The organism is Streptomyces sp. NRRL S-37 (assembly GCF_000721605.1).
Taxonomy (GTDB): Bacteria; Actinomycetota; Actinomycetes; order Streptomycetales; family Streptomycetaceae; genus Streptomyces.
Genome location: NZ_JOIZ01000017.1, coordinates 163,301 through 178,360 on the forward strand (window position 1 = coordinate 163,301; position 15,060 = coordinate 178,360).

Here is a 15,060-nt window from a genome sequence, read left to right on the forward strand (position 1 = left end):
AGGTGGAGCGCAGGACGATCGGCGCGGGGGCGCTCGCGGTGGGGGCCGTCGGACTCGGGTGCATGCCGATGAGCTGGGGCTACAGCACGTCCCGGCAGCGCGGCGAGGAGTCGCTCAGGGCGGTGCACCGGGCGCTGGACGCGGGCTCGACGCTCCTCGACACCGCCGACATGTACGGTCCCTTCACCAACGAGCTGCTGCTCGGGCGGGTGTTGAGGGAGCGGCGCTCCGACGCCTTCGTGTCCACGAAGGTCGGACTGCTGGTGGGCGATCAGCACATCGTGGCCAACGGCCGCCCCGGCTACGTGAGAAGGGCCTGCGACGCGTCGCTGCGCCGGCTCCAGACCGATGTCATCGACCTCTACCAGCTGCACCGCGCCGACCCGGAGGTCCCGGTCGAGGAGACCTGGGGTGCGATGGCGGAGCTCGTGCGGGCGGGAAAGGTGCGGGCGTTGGGGCTGTGCGCGGTGGGGGCGCGTTCGGCGCGGCGGCCGGGGGCGCGGCTGTACGACGTGACGATCCGGCAGCTGGAGCGGGTGCAGCAGGTCTTTCCGGTGAGCGCGGTGGAGGCGGAGCTGTCGGTGTGGTCGCCGGAGGCGCTGCGGGCGCTGCTGCCGTGGTGCGCGTCGCGGGGGATCGGCTTCCTGGCGGCGATGCCGCTGGGCAACGGCTTCCTGACCGGGACGCTGACGCCCGGCGTGGGCTTCGAGGCGGACGACCTGCGCGCCCGGCACCCCCGCTTCACGGCCGAGATGATGGCCGCGAACCAGCCCATCGTGGCCGGTCTGCGCCGCGTCGCCCGCCGGCACGGCGGGCACGTCACCCCGGCGCAGGTGGCGCTGGCCTGGGTGCTGGGCCGGGGCCGCCAGGTGATCCCGGTCCCCGGCAGCAAGCGGGAGCGGTGGGTCGTGGAGAACGCGGCCGCGGCGGACCTGCGCCTGACGGAGCGCGACCTCGCGGAGATCGCGGAGCTGCCCGCGGCGCAGGGTTCGTGGGACTGACCGGCGGACCGGCGGCGGTCTCGCGGTTCGGGGTTGCGCGATCGGGAACTTCAAAGGCGCGAGCGGTGTATGACAGGTAGGACCCGCCGCGTCGAAGGGACGAGATCGTGCAACGACGAGCCGTGACGGCCGTACTGGCCGCCGCCGCGCTCCTGCTGAGCGCCGGCTGCTCCTCCGACGACGGGGGACCGCCGGGCGGCTCGGACGCCGGCGCCACCCCGGGCGATACGGCGACGAGGTCGTCGTCGCCGGAGGGGAGCGCGGAGGAGACGCCGCCCGCGAAGGGCTCGGTGAAGGTGGTCCGCACGGTGACCACGGGCCTGAGCACCCCCTGGGGTCTGGCCCCGCTGGCCGACGGCGACCTGCTGGTCTCCTCCCGGGACGAGGCGACGATCACCCGGGTCGACGGGAAGACCGGTGAGAAGACCGAGGTGGGCGAGGTGCCCGGGGTGTCGCCGTCCGACGAGGGCGGCCTGCTCGGCATCGCCCTCTCCCCCGAGTACGCCTCGGACCGCATGATCTACGCGTACTTCACCTCGGCCTCCGACAACCGCATCGTCCGCATGATCTACGACGAGGAGAAACCGGCCGGTGAGCAGCTCGGCGCACCGGACACGGTCTTCCGGGGCGTCCCCAAGGGCGAGATCCACAACGGCGGCCGGATCGCCTTCGGCCCGGACAGGATGCTGTACGCGGGCACGGGCGAGAGCGGTGACACGGGTCTGTCCCAGGACAAGGAGTCCCTGGGCGGCAAGATCCTACGGCTGACCCCGGACGGTGAGCCGGCCCCGGGCAACCCGTTCCCCGACTCCCCGGTGTACTCGTACGGCCACCGCAATGTGCAGGGACTGGCCTGGGACACCCGGCAGCGGCTGTTCGCCTCGGAGTTCGGCCAGAACACCTGGGACGAGCTGAACGCGATCAAGCCGGGCGACAACTACGGCTGGCCGGAGGCGGAGGGCGAGTCGGACGACAGCGGCTTCCACAATCCGGTCGACCAGTGGACCACGGACGAGGCCTCCCCCAGCGGCATCGCCTATGCCGAGGGCTCGATCTGGATGGCCGGCCTGGGCGGCGAGCGGTTGTGGCGCATCCCCCTGAAGGGCACGGAGGCCTCGGCGGAACCGGAGGCCTTCCTGGAGGACGAGTACGGCCGCCTGCGCACGGTGGTCCCGGCGGGCGGCGACAAGCTCTGGCTGGTCACCAGCAACACGGACGGGCGGGGTGATCCGGAGAAGGACGATGACCGGATCCTGGAGCTGGAGGTGAGCTGAGCGGCGCTCACGTCCCGTCGGGTTCCTCCTCCGGGACGGCCGGCGGGCGCACGGTGACCTTTCCGGACGCGAGGTCTATCGGCCCGCGTCCGGGGTCGGCGTCGCCGACGTCCTCCCGGGTCAGCTCCAGGCGGTTCTGCTCATCGCGGGTGTGTTTACGGCCGGGGGCGAACAGTTCCTCGAAAGCGTTGAACATCGCTCCCCTTTCCAGGGACGAGTGGGTCGCACACCTATTGTCCCGCCGCCAGTCGTTCACCCGTCTCCGCCGCGAACAGACCGAGCCGGTGTGCCACCGCCGCCGCCTCTCCCCGCCCGGAGACGCCCAGCTTGGCGAGGATGTTGGAGACGTGGACGCTGGCCGTCTTCGGGGAGATGAAGAGTGTCTCGGCGATACGGCGGTTGGTGTGGCCGGCGGCCACCAGGCGCAGGACGTCGCGCTCGCGACTGGTGAGGCCGAGCGCGTCGGCCGGGGCGGCGGGGGCCGGCTCGCGGGTGGCGGGGGACAGTGCGAGGCGGGCGCGCTGCGCCAGCAGTGTGGCGGACCGGGCCAGTGGGGCGGCACCGAGGTGGCCGGCGACGGCGGTCACCAGCCGCAGCAGTTCCGTGGCGCGGGCGCGCTCGTCGTCGCCCGCGCCGGTGGCGAGCAGCGCCTCGGCGAGCCGGAACCGGACGCGTGCGAGGTCGTAGGGCCGCTCCAGTGGCTCGACCGCCGTGACGGCCGCGGACCACGCGTCCGGCGCGGTCCTGCCCTCGGCGCGCAGCAGCTCGGCGCGCAGCCACAGGTCGTACGCCTGCCATACGGGCACGCCGGTCGTCAGGGTCCTGGCCGCCGCGCGGATCCGGTCCAGGATCTCCGGGCGGCCGGGCTCGGTCGCCGGGACGCCGTGGGCGTCGGCCTCCGCGGTGGTGGCGGCGAGCAGCAGGGGCCAGCCGTAGCGCTGGGTGCCGGGCGGAAGGCCGGTGTCGAGGGCGTCCAGCAGCTCGGCGCGGGCGTCGGCCAGGCGGCCCTCGGCGGCGGCGATGCCGAGGGCGACCCACTTCATGGGGAGGGCGTACTGCGGCATCGGGTCGTGCGTGCCGAAGAAGGTGCGGGCGTCGGCGAGCCGGCGGGCCGCCTCGGCCATGTCCCCGCGGTCGTACGCGAGGTACGCCAGGCGCATCGAGCCCCCGGCGCGGGGCTTGGCGCTCTGTTCGAGGCGCTGGGCGTTGGCCGCGGCGCGGGCCGCCTCGTCCCAGCGGCCGAGGGTGTGGAGGGACTCGGCGAGGTTGCCCCACACCCAGCCCTCGGAGTCCAGCAGTCCGAGCCTGCGGGTGACGTGGACGCCTTCGTGGAGGAGCCCGGCGGCCTCCTCGGAGCGGCCTACGCCTTCGAGGACGGACGGGAGGTTCACATAGGCGCGGGCCACCACCATGTCCATGCCCAGTTCGGTCGCCCGGTCCTTGACCTCGTACATCTCGGCGAGTCCGGTGTCGATGTCACCGGCGTCGACCATGAGGCCGCCGAGGGTGAGCCGGGCGTTGAGCTCGATGTCGTGGGCGCCGACCATGCGGGCGTACTCGACGGCGCGTTCGGCGGCGGCCATGGCGTCCGGGCCGGGGTCGTGCAGCATGGACCAGCCGGCGGCGGAGGCGAGCACCTCGGCGTGCACCTCGGACGGCGGCAGTCCGCGCACCAGGTCCTGTGCGGTGCCGAGTTCGTTCCAGCCGTCGCCGCGGGCGAGGCCCTGGGTGAGCCGGGAGCGCTGCACCCAGAACCAGGCGGCGCGCAGGGGGTCCGGGTCCTCGTCGAGGAGGCGCAGCGCCCGCTTGGTGATCTTCATCGAGCGTTCGCGTTCCCCGCAGAGGCGTCCGGCGACGGCGGCCTCGGCCATCAGGTCGAGGTAGCGCAGCGGTGTCGTTCCGGGGTCGCAGCCACTGGGGGTCCCCCCACGCCCTTCGGGCGGTGGGGGAGGGTAGACCTCGGCGTGGTCGAGGGGGCGCAGGGTGGCCCGTACGGTGTCGGGGACGGCGTCCCACAGCTCCATCGCCCTTTCCAGCAGGCCCAGTTGCTCGGAATAGGCGTGGCGTCGGCGGGCTTCGACGGAGGCGTCGAGGACGGCGGGCAGGGCCTTGGCCGCGTCGTGGGCGTGGTACCAGTAGCTGGCCAGGCGGGTCACCCGCTCGTCGGCGGGGACCAGGGTGGGGTCCGCCTCCAGGGCCTCGGCGTAGCGGCGGTTGAGACGGGAGCGTTCACCGGGCAGCAGGTCGTCGCTGACGGCCTCGCGGACCAGGGAGTGGCGGAAGCGGTAGCCGTCGCGGTCGGGTGCGGGGGTGAGGATGCCGGCGTTGACGCCGGCCCGCAGGGCCTCGATGAGGTCGTCCTCGGTGAGCCGGGCGACGGCGGCCAGCAGCCGGTCCTCGACGGTGGAGCCGCCCTCGGCGACGATCCGGGCGACCCGCTGGGCGCTCTCCGGCAGGCTCTCGACCCTGACGAGGAGGAGGTCGCGCAGGGAGTCGGTGAGGCCGGCGCAGCAGCCCTCGTCGGAGGCGACGGCGAGCTCCTCGACGAAGAAGGCGTTGCCGTCGGAGCGTTCGAAGATGTCGTCGACGCGGTCGGGGTCGGGTTCGCGGGCGATGATGCCGGCGATCTGCCGGCCGACCTCCTCGCGGTTGAGGCGGCCGAGTTCGACGCGCTGGACCGTGCGGAGCCGGTCGAGTTCGGCGAGGAGGGGGCGCAGGGGGTGGCGGCGGTGGATGTCGTCGGAGCGGTAGGTGGCGAGGACGACGAGGCGGCCGGTGCGCAGGGTGCGGAACAGGTAGGCGAGCAGGTAGCGGGTGGAGGCGTCGGCCCAGTGCAGGTCCTCCAGGGCGAGGACGACGGTGTGGTCGGCGGTGACGCGCTCCAGCAGACGGGCGGTGAGCTCGAAGAGACGGGCCATGCCCTGTTCGTCGCGGCGGATCTCGCGGGCGGCGGGGCCGATCTCGGGGAGCAGGCGGGCGAGTTCCTCCTCCTGGCCGGAGGCGGCGGCGGCGAGCTGGTCGGGCAGTTCGCGGCGGAGCTGGCGCAGGGCGGTGGAGAAGGGGGCGAAGGGGAGGCCGTCGGCGCCGATCTCCACGCAGCCGCCGAGGGCGACGATCGCGCCGCGGCGGCGGGCCACGGCGGCGAACTCCTCCACGAGGCGGGTCTTTCCCACACCGGCCTCGCCCGCGATGAGCAGGGCCTGGGGCTCGGTGGCGGCTCGGGTGAGGGCGGTGTTCAGTGTGCCGAGCTCGGTGCTGCGGCCCACGAACACGGGACTGATGGACTTGGTCTCCACGGTCCTGAGCATCGCATGGCCTTCCGGCAAGGGGTGACCGGTTTTTGTTGTGGGCGGGGGCGGTCCTGCGGGCCGGGGCTTGTGGGTGCCCGGTGTGGGATGGGGTGGTCCTGCGGGCCGGGGCTTGTGGGTGCCCGGTGCGCTCCCGCGGGCCGGGGCTTGTGCTGGTGCCCCGCGTTGGCGCTGGGCGGGGGTTTGTCGCGCAGCCCGGCGCTTACGGGGCGCCGTCGCGCCCACCCGTGCCGCCCCAGCGGCACGACTGCCCGCGGCTGCGGCGGCAGGCGGTGCGACCGGCCGCGAGAGCGGGGGCGGCCGGCTGTCGTGCCGTTGCCGGGCCGTGGTCATGCGGCTCGGGCGAACCAGTGGCGGCGGGGATGGCTTTCCGCCTCGGTGTTCCTGGTGGTGCGGCGGGCGGTGCGGCGGAGTCGGGCGGCTTCCCGGGCCAGGCGGTGCTCCTCCCCCTGGCGGACGAAATCGTCGTGGCGGAGTCGGTAAAGGGCGTACTCGAACATGGTGTGTTCCCCCGGAGGATTCGGTGTCGGTCATCGCTCTCTGCGATGCCTCCACCTTCGTCTCCCAGGCGGGTCCGCCACATCGGGAGGGTTCCGTATCTTCCGGCCGGGGCGGGGCCTTAGGAGGTACTCAGGCCGTCTAAGGCCTCAGTTGCTCCACCACCAGCCCCGCCGCGCCGGCGACCGCGAGTGCCATGGCCGCCGTACGGGTGTGCCACGCGTTCAGCCGCCGGGTCAGCGGGCCGGCGAGCAGTACGCCGGCGACCGCCGCCGGCGCGAGCAGCACCGTGCGCTGGAACGTGTGCGCACCCACCGCCCCCGCCGCGCCCAGCGCGACCAGGCTCATCAGTGAGCCGGCCAGGAAGAACGCGCTCATCGTGGCCCGCAGCCGGGGCCCGCTCAGCCGCTGCCACACCATCGCCATCGGCGGGCCCCCGATGGAGGTCGCCGTGCCCATCAGCCCCGACGCCATCCCGGCCAGGAACACCGAGGAGCGCCGCGCCCGGGGTACGTATCCCGCCGCGCTCACCGCGACGCCGGTGAGCACCACTCCGGCGATGAGCAGTGCGAGGTACTTCGCCGGCAGCACCGCCACGAGCAGCGCGCCCGCGGCCGTGCCCGGTACCCGTCCGACGAGGGCCCAGCCGCAGCCGCGCAGGTCCGCCGAGCCCCGTTCCCGCACCAGCACCGCCGCCGTCACCCCGGCGGCGAGCAGCAGCACCACCGGGGGCGCCAGGGTCGGGTCGACCACGGCGAACACCGGCGCGGCGATCATGCCCAGGCCGAAGCCGACGGACACCTGGAGCACCGCGCCGACGCCCACCGTGAGGGAGAGCAGGGCGAACTCCGCGCCGGTCACGCCCACGCGGGCCGCGCCTCCAGGGGGAAGTGGCACAGGGCGGTGTGGTCGTCGCCGTCTCCCTCGGACTCGCGGACGACGAGCGGGGGCGCCTCGGTGGCGCACGTGTCCTCGGCGCGTGGGCAGCGGGTGCGGAAGCGGCAGCCGGAGGGGATGTCGAAGGGCGAGGGGATCTCGCCCTTGAGCCGGATCTCCCGGTCGTGGGCGGCGCGGGTGGCGTCCAGGACCGGTGCGGCCGACATCAGCGCGGCGGTGTAGGGGTGTTGGGGGCGGTCGAAGACGTCCTCGGTCTCCCCCTGTTCGATGACCTTGCCCAGGTACATCACCGTCACCCGGTCGGAGATGTACCGCACCACGGACAGGTCGTGGGAGATGAACACGTAGGCGACGCCGAGCCGGGACTGGAGTTCGGAGAGCACGTTGAGGACCTGGGCCTGTACCGACAGGTCGAGGGCGGAGACCGGTTCGTCGCAGACGATGAGGTCGGGGTCGAGGGCGAGCGCGCGGGCGATGCCGATGCGCTGGCGCTGTCCGCCGGAGAACTCGTTGGGGTGGCGGTGGGCGTCGCTCTCCCGCAGTCCGACCAGGGAGAGCAGTTCGCGGATCCGCTTCTCGCGGGCCTTGGCGTCCGGGACGACGTCCTTGTGGGTGCGCCAGGGCTCACCGATCAGGTCGGCGGCCGACATGCGGGCGTTGAGCGAGGCGAAGGGGTCCTGGAAGACCATCTGGACGCGGCGGCGCCAGTTCAGCAGTTCCTTGCCGCGCAGGGCGAACGGGTCGACGCCGCCGTAGCGGACCGTGCCCGCGTCGGGCCGTTCCAGTCCGAGCAGTACCCGCGCGAGGGTGGACTTGCCGCAGCCGGACTCGCCGACGAGCCCGAGGGTCTCCCCCCGGCCGAGCCGCAGGTCCACTCCGTCGAGGGCGGTCAGCCGGCGGCGTCCGCTGCCGAAGGACTTGGTGACGCCGCGGACCTCCAGCAGCGGCGGGTGTTCCGCGGTCCCGGGTCCGGTGGTCTCGGTGGTGGTGCGGGACTCAGTCACGGTCGAGCTCCTCGGAGAAGTGGCAGGCGGCCGACCGTCCGTCGCCGGTGGCGCGCAGGGCGGGCCGTTCCGACACGCAGCGTTCCCGCACCAGCGGGCAGCGGGCCTGGAAGACGCAGCCGGACGGCACCGCGCTCAGTTCGGGCGGGCTGCCGGGGACGGCGGGCAACGGCTGTCCGCGCTCGGCGTCCTCGGGGACGGAGTCGAGCAGTCCGCGGGTGTAGGGGTGGCGGGGCGCGGAGAAGACGTCGCGCACCGTGCCCTGCTCCACGACCGTTCCGGCGTACATCACGACGACGTCGTCGGCGCGCTGGGCGACCACGGCGAGGTCGTGGGTGATCAGGACGACGGCCATGTCCCGTTCGTCCTGGAGGTCCCGCAGCAGCCGCATGATCTGGGCCTGGACGGTGACGTCGAGGGCGGTGGTCGGCTCGTCGGCGATGAGCACGTCGGGGTCGAGGGCGACGGCCATCGCGATCAGCAGCCGCTGGCGCATGCCGCCGGAGAACTGGTGCGGGTAGGACTTGGCCCGCTGCCGCGGCTCGGGGATGCCGACGCGGGTCATCAGCTCGATCGCCTTCTCCTGCGCCTCGCGCCGGGAGAGCCCGCGGTGGATGCGGAACGGTTCGCCGATCTGCCGGCCCACCGGCTGCACCGGGTTGAGGGCGGTCAGGGCGTCCTGGAAGACGATCGACAGGACGGGTCCGGCGAGCTTGCGGCGCTCGGCCGCGCTCATCCGCAGGGTGTCCTCGCCCCTGACCCGTACGGCGCCCCCGGTCACCTCGGCGGCGGGGTCGAGCAGGCCCACGACCGACAGCGCGGTCATCGACTTGCCGCAGCCGGACTCGCCGAGCAGGGCCAGGGTGCGGCCGCGGTGGACGCTGAAGCTGACGCCGTCGACGGCGCGTACCGTCCCGGAGGCGGTGCTCAGGTCCACGCACAGCCCTTCGACGTCGAGGGCCGGGCCGGTGGCGGACGGGGCGGGTGCGGATGTGGTCGTCACGGGATCATCTCCGGGGGTACGGCGGCGGAGGCTCCGCGGCGCTTGCGGGGCAGCGTCAGACGCCAGCGCTGGGCGGGGTCGGTGGCGATGCGGGCCCAGGCGGCGAGCACCGTGGCGGACACGGTGGTGAGCACGATGGCCAGTCCGGGCAGGACCGTGATCCACCAGGCGGTCTGGAGGTACTGCCGGCCCTGGGCGACCATCAGGCCCCAGCTGACGTCCGGGGGCTGGATGCCGATGCCGAGGAAGCTCAGCGAGGACTCGGTGAGCATCACGAAGCAGAAGTCGAGGGTGGCGACGGTCAGCAGCGTCGGCAGGGCGATGGGCAGGATGTGCCGGTGGATGATGTGCCGGCCGGGGGTGCCGAAGGTGCGGGCCGCGTCGACGAAGAGACGGCTGCGCAGCTCGGCCGCCTCCGCGCGGGAGGTGCGCAGGTACACGGGGATGCGGGCCACGGCGAGGATCAGCACGATGTTCATCGCGGAGGGCGAGAAGACGTACAGCACGACGACCGCGATGAGCAGCGAGGGGAAGCTGAGGATGACGTCGGCGACACGCATCGCCACGCTCTCCCGGCGGCCCCCGTGGTAGCCGGCCCACAGGCCGATCGCGGATCCGATCACCAGGGAGCAGAGCACCGCGGGGACGGCCACGGACAAGGTGGTGGCGGCCGCGTCGATCAGCCGGGCCAGCACGCTGCGCCCGAGGACGTCGGTGCCGAGCAGTCCGTAGAAGCCGTCGCTCAGGGAGGGTGCCCGCAGGGAGGCGTCCAGGTCCTGGCGTTGTGCTCGGTCGCCGATGAACAGCCGGCCGAAGAGGGCGACCAGGAGGACCACGGCGAGGACGACGGCGGCGACGGCGGCGGCGCGGTCCCGGCCGAGCAGCCGCCACCAGCGGGGCGGGTTCTTCCGGACGGGGGTGGTACCGGCCGCGGTGGCGGTCTCCGCTGTGGTCATGATGCTTCCTTCGCTCACGCCGGCACCGCCTGACGTACTCGGGGGTCGGTCAGCGCGTGGCAGACGTCGACGAGGATGTTCAGCGCGAAGATCGTCACGGCGGTCATCAGGACGGCGGCCTGGAGGACGGCGAAGTCGCGCTGGAGGATGGAGTCGATCATGAGTTTGCCGATGCCGGGCCAGCCGAAGATCGTCTCCACGATGACGGCGCCGTTGACCAGGCCCACCGTCAGGTCGCCGGCGACGGTCAGCACCGGCGTCACGGCGTTGCGCAGGGCGTGACCGAAGATCACCCGCCGGGGGGTGGCGCCCTTGCTGCGGGCGATCTTGACGTAGGGCGCGGAGAGCGCGGCGACCATGCTGCCGCGCACCACCTGGACGAGGACGCCGAACGGGCGGATCAGCAGGGTCGCGACGGGCAGCACCCAGATCTCGGGTCCGCCGAGGGTGCCGGAGGTCGGCAGCAGGTCGAGGCTGACGCCGAAGACAAGGACGCCCATGACGGCGAACCAGAAGTCGGGGATGCTGGCGGCCGTCATCGACAGCAGGCTGGCGATCCGGTCCATCAGGGAGTTGGGCCGGTAGGCGGCCAGGCTGCCGATCAGCACCGCTCCGGTGATCGCGAGGAGCATGGTGACGCCGGCGAGCTGGAGGGTGACGGGGAAGGCGTCGAAGACCATCTCGGTGGCGGACTGCCCGGTCCGCAGCGAGGTGCCGAAGTCCAGGTGGGCGGCGTCGACGAGGTAGTTCCAGAGCTGGGCCGGGACGGAGAGGTCGAAGCCCTGCGCGGCGGAGAACTCCGCGCGCTGTTCGGCGGTGGCGCTCAGCGGGAGGTAGAGGTCGACCGGGTTGCCGGTCATCCGGGCCAGGAAGAACACGCCCAGCACCACGCACACCAGGGGGACGGCGCTGGAGAGGACGCGTTTGCGCAGAAAGGTGATCATGTCAGTGCTGTCCCGCCTTCGCCGGGCCGACCTCGGCCAGCCGCATCTCGTCGCCGGTGGCGGAGTTCGGCTCGTACCGGATGGACGGTGACAGGCCGAGCAGTCCGCTCATGTGGGCCAGGTGGGCGTACTGGACGACCGACCTGTTCTGGTCCGCGAGCAGACCGGCGAAGGCCTGCTGCCGCTGTTCGCCGGAGAGCGCGCCCGCGTCGGCGATGCGCCGGTCGAGCTCCTCGGTGCCGAAGGTGGACTGGGGTCCGTCGCTCAGCAGGTACTGGCTCGTGGTGAAGGCCGCGTCACCGGCCTGGTTGCCGTGCATGATCAGCAGGGCGATGGGTCCGACGTTCTTCGGCAGCGGCCGGAGCTGGTACTGGAGCTGGGTGGCGGTGTCCGCCATCCGGACCTTGACGTTCAGTCCGATCCGCCGCATCTGGTACTGGAGTGCCTCGGCCGTCTCCGACACTCCGGAGAACATGCCGTTGCGGGCGACCAGGGTGATCTGCCGGCCGACGGGTACGCCGTCGGCCTCGGCCTCCTCGATCAGGGCCTTGGCCTCGGCCACGTTCTGCCGGGTCGGTTCGATCTTCTCGTCGTGTCCGACCACTCCGGGCGGGACGAGCTGGCCGGCCGGTTCGGCGAGTCCGCCGAGCAGGGCGTCGATGATGCCGTCCCGGTCCACGGCCAGGTCGACGGCGCGGCGTACGCGGATGTCGTCGAGCGGTGCCTCGCGGCCGTCGAGCCGCAGTGCGGTGGTCTCGTTGTTGGGGTAGGCGACCGTGGTGTCCTTCCCGGCCTCGACGGGGTCGAGGGCCACGGCGATCTCCGCCTCCCCCTTGTCGATCATGGCGGCGCGGACGCTGGCGTCGCTGCGCCAGACGTAGCGGGCGCGGGGGAAGTGCGGGGCGTCGCCCCAGTAGTCGTCGTAGCGGCTGAGGTTGATCGCCGCTCCGGGCTGCCAGGAGCTGACGGCGTAGGGGCCGGTGCCGACGGGGATGCGGACCTTGGCCTCGGCGTCCGTCGTGCGCGGCACGATCTCCACGAAGCTCAGACGCAGCGGCAGGATCGGGTCGGGCCGCTCGGTGGTGACGGTCAGCCGGGTGTCGCTCTCCGCCTTCACCTTCAGGTCGTCGTCGCCGAAGACGTAGCCCTCGACGTTGCAGGCGAGGTCGGAGTTGACGGCCCGGTCGATGGAGAAGGCGGCATCCCGCGCGGTGAACGGCTCGCCGTTCTGGAAGGTCACCCCTTCGCGCGTGTCGAAGGTCCAGGTGCGGTCACCGGTCTGTCTCCAGCCGGTGGCGAGCAGGGGGTGGAGTTCGCCGGAGTCGGGGTCGCGTTCGACAAGGGGCTCGGTGATGTTGGACCGGACGACGACGCCGGTGCCGGTCAGCGAGGCCTCGCAGGGTTCCAGGGTCGGTGGTTCCTGGGTGAGCACCACCCGCAGGGTGCGGCCGTCGGCGCGGCCGGCGTCACCGGCGGTGCTGCCCGCCACGGCGCAGCCGCTGGACAGCAGCACCGTGCCCGCCAGGAGTGCCGCCGTCGGTGCGCGCAGGCGCCTTCGCCCGGTGGGCGGAGGGGAGGAAACGGAGAACTTCATTGTCGGCCCTGTCTCCGGTGAGTGCTGGTGTGTCGCGTTCCACGTACGGCGACCGCGAGAGGCTGTCTACACTTGCGTACTCGGTCCGCATCTGTGAACGCCGAAGCTAAACCGGCACCGTGGCAGCGTCAAGACATGCGCGGGAACGGATCTCCGTACCGCTCTCCTCCCGCAGCCATCCCGTCCGGGCCCGGGCCCTCTCGCGGCGCCGAGCGGAGTGCCACATTCCGGAACTCGCCGGAGAACAGGAGAACACCATGCCCAGCCCCCGCACCACCCCCGACTCACCCACCGGACCGGCCACCGTGCTGCAGGTGTCCCCGCTGCTCCCCGGCCTGGAACGGTCCCTGGCCGAGCGGCACCACACGGTGCGCCTGCACGAACTGCCCGATCCGGAGCGCTTCCTGCGCGAGCGGGGCGCGGACGTGGCCGCCGCCGTCACCAGCGCGCGGTTCGGGGTCGGGAACGCCCTGATGGACGCGCTGCCGCGGCTGGGCGCGATCGTGCACTTCGGCGTCGGCTACGAGACCACGGACGTGGTCCGCGCCCGGGCGCGCGGCATCGACGTCAGCAACACCCCGGACGTGCTCACCGACTGCGTGGCGGACCTCGCCGTCGGCGCGCTGATCGACGTCATGCGCCGGCTGTCGGCGGCCGACCGGTACGTACGCGCCGGTGGGTGGAGCGCGGCCCCGTTCCCGCTGGCCACGCGGGTGAGCGGGAAGCGGGTCGGCATCCTCGGACTGGGCCGGATCGGCCGGGCGGTGGCGCGCCGGCTCGAGGGGTTCGGCGTGGAGGTGTCGTACTGCTCGCGCACGCCGGTGCCCGGGGTCGCGTACCGCCGCCTGCCCACCGCGCGGGAGCTGGCCGGGGCGTGCGACGCGCTCGTCGTCACCGTCGCGGGAGGCGCGGGCACGGAGGGCCTGGTCGACGCGGCGGTCCTGGACGCGCTCGGCCCCGACGGCCACCTGGTGAACGTCGCGCGTGGCAGCGTCGTCGACGAGTCCGCCCTGGTCGCGGCGGTGGAGGCGGGGCGGATCGCGGGAGCGGCGCTCGACGTCTTCGCCGACGAGCCGAACGTGCCGCGGGCGCTCCTGGAGTCGGACCGGGTGGTCCTGCTCCCCCACATCGCCAGCGCCACCCGGGAGACCCGCGCGGCCATGGGTGACCTGGTGCTGCGCAACGTCGAGCGGTTCATGACCGAGGGGGTCCTGCTCACCCCGGTGCCGGGGCCCGCCCATTGACACCGCCGCATCCGGCTGTCTACAAATGAGAACGCCGACTACATATGAGGATGGCATGCATGGTTCGGACCTCAGAGCGGATCGCCGGCGTCACCGTGACCCCCGTGGCCTTCCGGGACTATCCCTTGCTGAACACGGTCGGGGTGCACGAGCCCTACGCCCTGCGCACCATCGTGGAGATCACCACCGAGTCGGGTGTCAGCGGCGTCGGTGAGACGTACGGCGGCACGGTGCACCTGGAGCGGCTGCGGCGCACCGCCGACGCCCTGACCGGCATGGACGTGTGGAGCCTCAACGAGCTGATCGCCCGCACCGCCCGCGCCCTGGGCGGCGACACCACCGGCGGCGACGGCATGTCCGGCATGGTCACGGGCAGCAGCACCGTGGACCGGGTCATGTCCCCGTTCGACGTCGCCTGCCTGGACATCCAGGGCAAGCTGGTGGGCCGCCCGGTCAGCGACCTGCTGGGCGGGGCGGTCCGCGACTCGGTGCCCTACAGCGCGTACCTCTTCTACAAGTGGGGCGCCCACCCCGGCCAGGAGGACGACGACTGGGGCCCCGCCCTCGACCCGGCGGGACTGGTCGAACAGGCCCGCCGCATGATCGGCACCTACGGCTTCACCTCCATCAAGCTCAAGGGCGGCGTCCTCCCGCCCGACGAGGAGATCGCGGCGATCAGGGCGCTGCGCAAGGAGTTCCCGGAGCTCCCCCTGCGGCTCGACCCCAACGCGGCCTGGAGCACGGAAACGTCCCTGCACGTCGCCCGGGAACTGGACGGCGTCCTGCAGTACCTGGAGGACCCGACCGAGGGCATCGACGGCATGGCCGCCGTCGCCCGCGGGACCTCGACCCCGCTGGCGACCAACATGTGCGTGGTCTCCTTCGACGACCTCGCCCCGGCGGTGGCGAAGGGAGCCGTCGGCATCGTCCTGTCCGACCACCACTTCTGGGGCGGACTGCGCCGCTGCGGACAGCTCGCCGCGATCTGCGAGACCTTCGGCCTCGGCCTGTCGATGCACTCCAACTCGCACCTCGGCATCAGCCTCGCCGCCATGACCCACCTGGCCGCCGCGACCCCGCGGCTGACCTACGCCTGTGACACGCACTGGCCCTGGAAGCGGCCCGACGAGGACGTCGTCGACCCCACGCCGCTGCGCTTCAGCGAGGGCCGGCTCGCCGTGCCGACGGCTCCGGGTCTCGGCGTGGAGCTGGACCGGGACGCCCTGGCCCGGCTGCACCGGCAGTACCTCGACTGCGGACTGCGCGACCGCGACGACACCGGCTACATGCGCCGCTTCGAACCGTCCTTCTCGGCCAAGACCCCCCGGTGGTGAACG

At 73.0% G+C, this 15,060-nt stretch carries 13 protein-coding genes; 4 read left to right on the forward strand and 9 right to left on the reverse strand.

The features are described from left to right. Nucleotides 1-2 precede the first annotated feature (2 nt). Nucleotides 3-1,001, forward strand: a complete 999-nt coding sequence (locus tag IH50_RS0124665; protein WP_030866304.1) for an aldo/keto reductase — start codon at nt 3-5, stop codon at nt 999-1,001. 107 nt (nt 1,002-1,108) lie between these two features. Further along, complete coding sequence (locus IH50_RS0124670) at nt 1,109-2,275, forward strand: PQQ-dependent sugar dehydrogenase (protein ID WP_234328232.1); 1,167 nt, start codon at nt 1,109-1,111, stop codon at nt 2,273-2,275. Between the two features lie 7 nt (nt 2,276-2,282). Here IH50_RS0124670 and IH50_RS0124675 read toward each other — a convergent pair whose 3' ends face one another. From IH50_RS0124675 to IH50_RS0124715, 9 genes are all read right to left on the reverse strand, one after another. Then, on the reverse strand, nt 2,283-2,471 hold the full coding sequence (locus tag IH50_RS0124675) for a DUF6191 domain-containing protein (protein ID WP_030866308.1): 189 nt from the start codon (nt 2,469-2,471) through the stop codon (nt 2,283-2,285). 34 nt (nt 2,472-2,505) lie between these two features. After that, on the reverse strand, nt 2,506-5,583 hold the full coding sequence (locus IH50_RS0124680) for a helix-turn-helix transcriptional regulator (RefSeq protein WP_030866312.1): 3,078 nt from the start codon (nt 5,581-5,583) through the stop codon (nt 2,506-2,508). 329 nt (nt 5,584-5,912) lie between these two features. After that, complete coding sequence (locus tag IH50_RS42100) at nt 5,913-6,083, reverse strand: hypothetical protein (RefSeq protein ID WP_199822127.1); 171 nt, start codon at nt 6,081-6,083, stop codon at nt 5,913-5,915. A 139-nt stretch (nt 6,084-6,222) separates the two neighbouring features. After that, complete coding sequence (locus tag IH50_RS0124690) at nt 6,223-6,948, reverse strand: sulfite exporter TauE/SafE family protein (protein WP_107062134.1); 726 nt, start codon at nt 6,946-6,948, stop codon at nt 6,223-6,225. Beyond that, nucleotides 6,939-7,982: an ABC transporter ATP-binding protein gene (locus IH50_RS0124695; protein WP_051767430.1), complete on the reverse strand. Its 1,044-nt coding sequence runs from the start codon at nt 7,980-7,982 to the stop codon at nt 6,939-6,941. Before IH50_RS0124695 ends, IH50_RS0124690 begins: the two co-directional genes overlap by 10 nt. Then, the gene (locus IH50_RS0124700) at nt 7,975-8,985 is read right to left on the reverse strand and encodes an ABC transporter ATP-binding protein (protein ID WP_030866322.1); all 1,011 of its coding nucleotides are present in this window, start codon (nt 8,983-8,985) and stop codon (nt 7,975-7,977) included. The genes IH50_RS0124695 and IH50_RS0124700 overlap by 8 nt, the downstream gene beginning before the upstream one ends. After that, nucleotides 8,982-9,941, reverse strand: coding sequence for an ABC transporter permease (locus IH50_RS0124705; RefSeq protein ID WP_030866324.1), 960 nt, complete (start codon nt 9,939-9,941; stop codon nt 8,982-8,984). The genes IH50_RS0124700 and IH50_RS0124705 overlap by 4 nt, the downstream gene beginning before the upstream one ends. A 14-nt stretch (nt 9,942-9,955) precedes the next feature. Next, nucleotides 9,956-10,885: an ABC transporter permease gene (locus IH50_RS0124710; RefSeq protein WP_030866326.1), complete on the reverse strand. Its 930-nt coding sequence runs from the start codon at nt 10,883-10,885 to the stop codon at nt 9,956-9,958. 1 nt (nt 10,886) lies between these two features. Then, entirely contained in the window at nt 10,887-12,479 is a 1,593-nt protein-coding gene (locus IH50_RS0124715; protein ID WP_051767431.1) for an ABC transporter substrate-binding protein, read from the reverse strand. A 257-nt stretch (nt 12,480-12,736) separates the two neighbouring features. Between IH50_RS0124715 and IH50_RS0124720 the strand changes: the two genes are divergently transcribed. Further along, nucleotides 12,737-13,723 (forward strand): 2-hydroxyacid dehydrogenase, encoded by a 987-nt coding sequence (locus IH50_RS0124720; protein WP_051767432.1) that lies wholly within the window; start codon nt 12,737-12,739, stop codon nt 13,721-13,723. A 59-nt stretch (nt 13,724-13,782) separates the two neighbouring features. Further along, entirely contained in the window at nt 13,783-15,057 is a 1,275-nt protein-coding gene (locus IH50_RS0124725) for a glucarate dehydratase family protein (RefSeq protein ID WP_234328233.1), read from the forward strand. Nucleotides 15,058-15,060 lie beyond the last annotated feature (3 nt).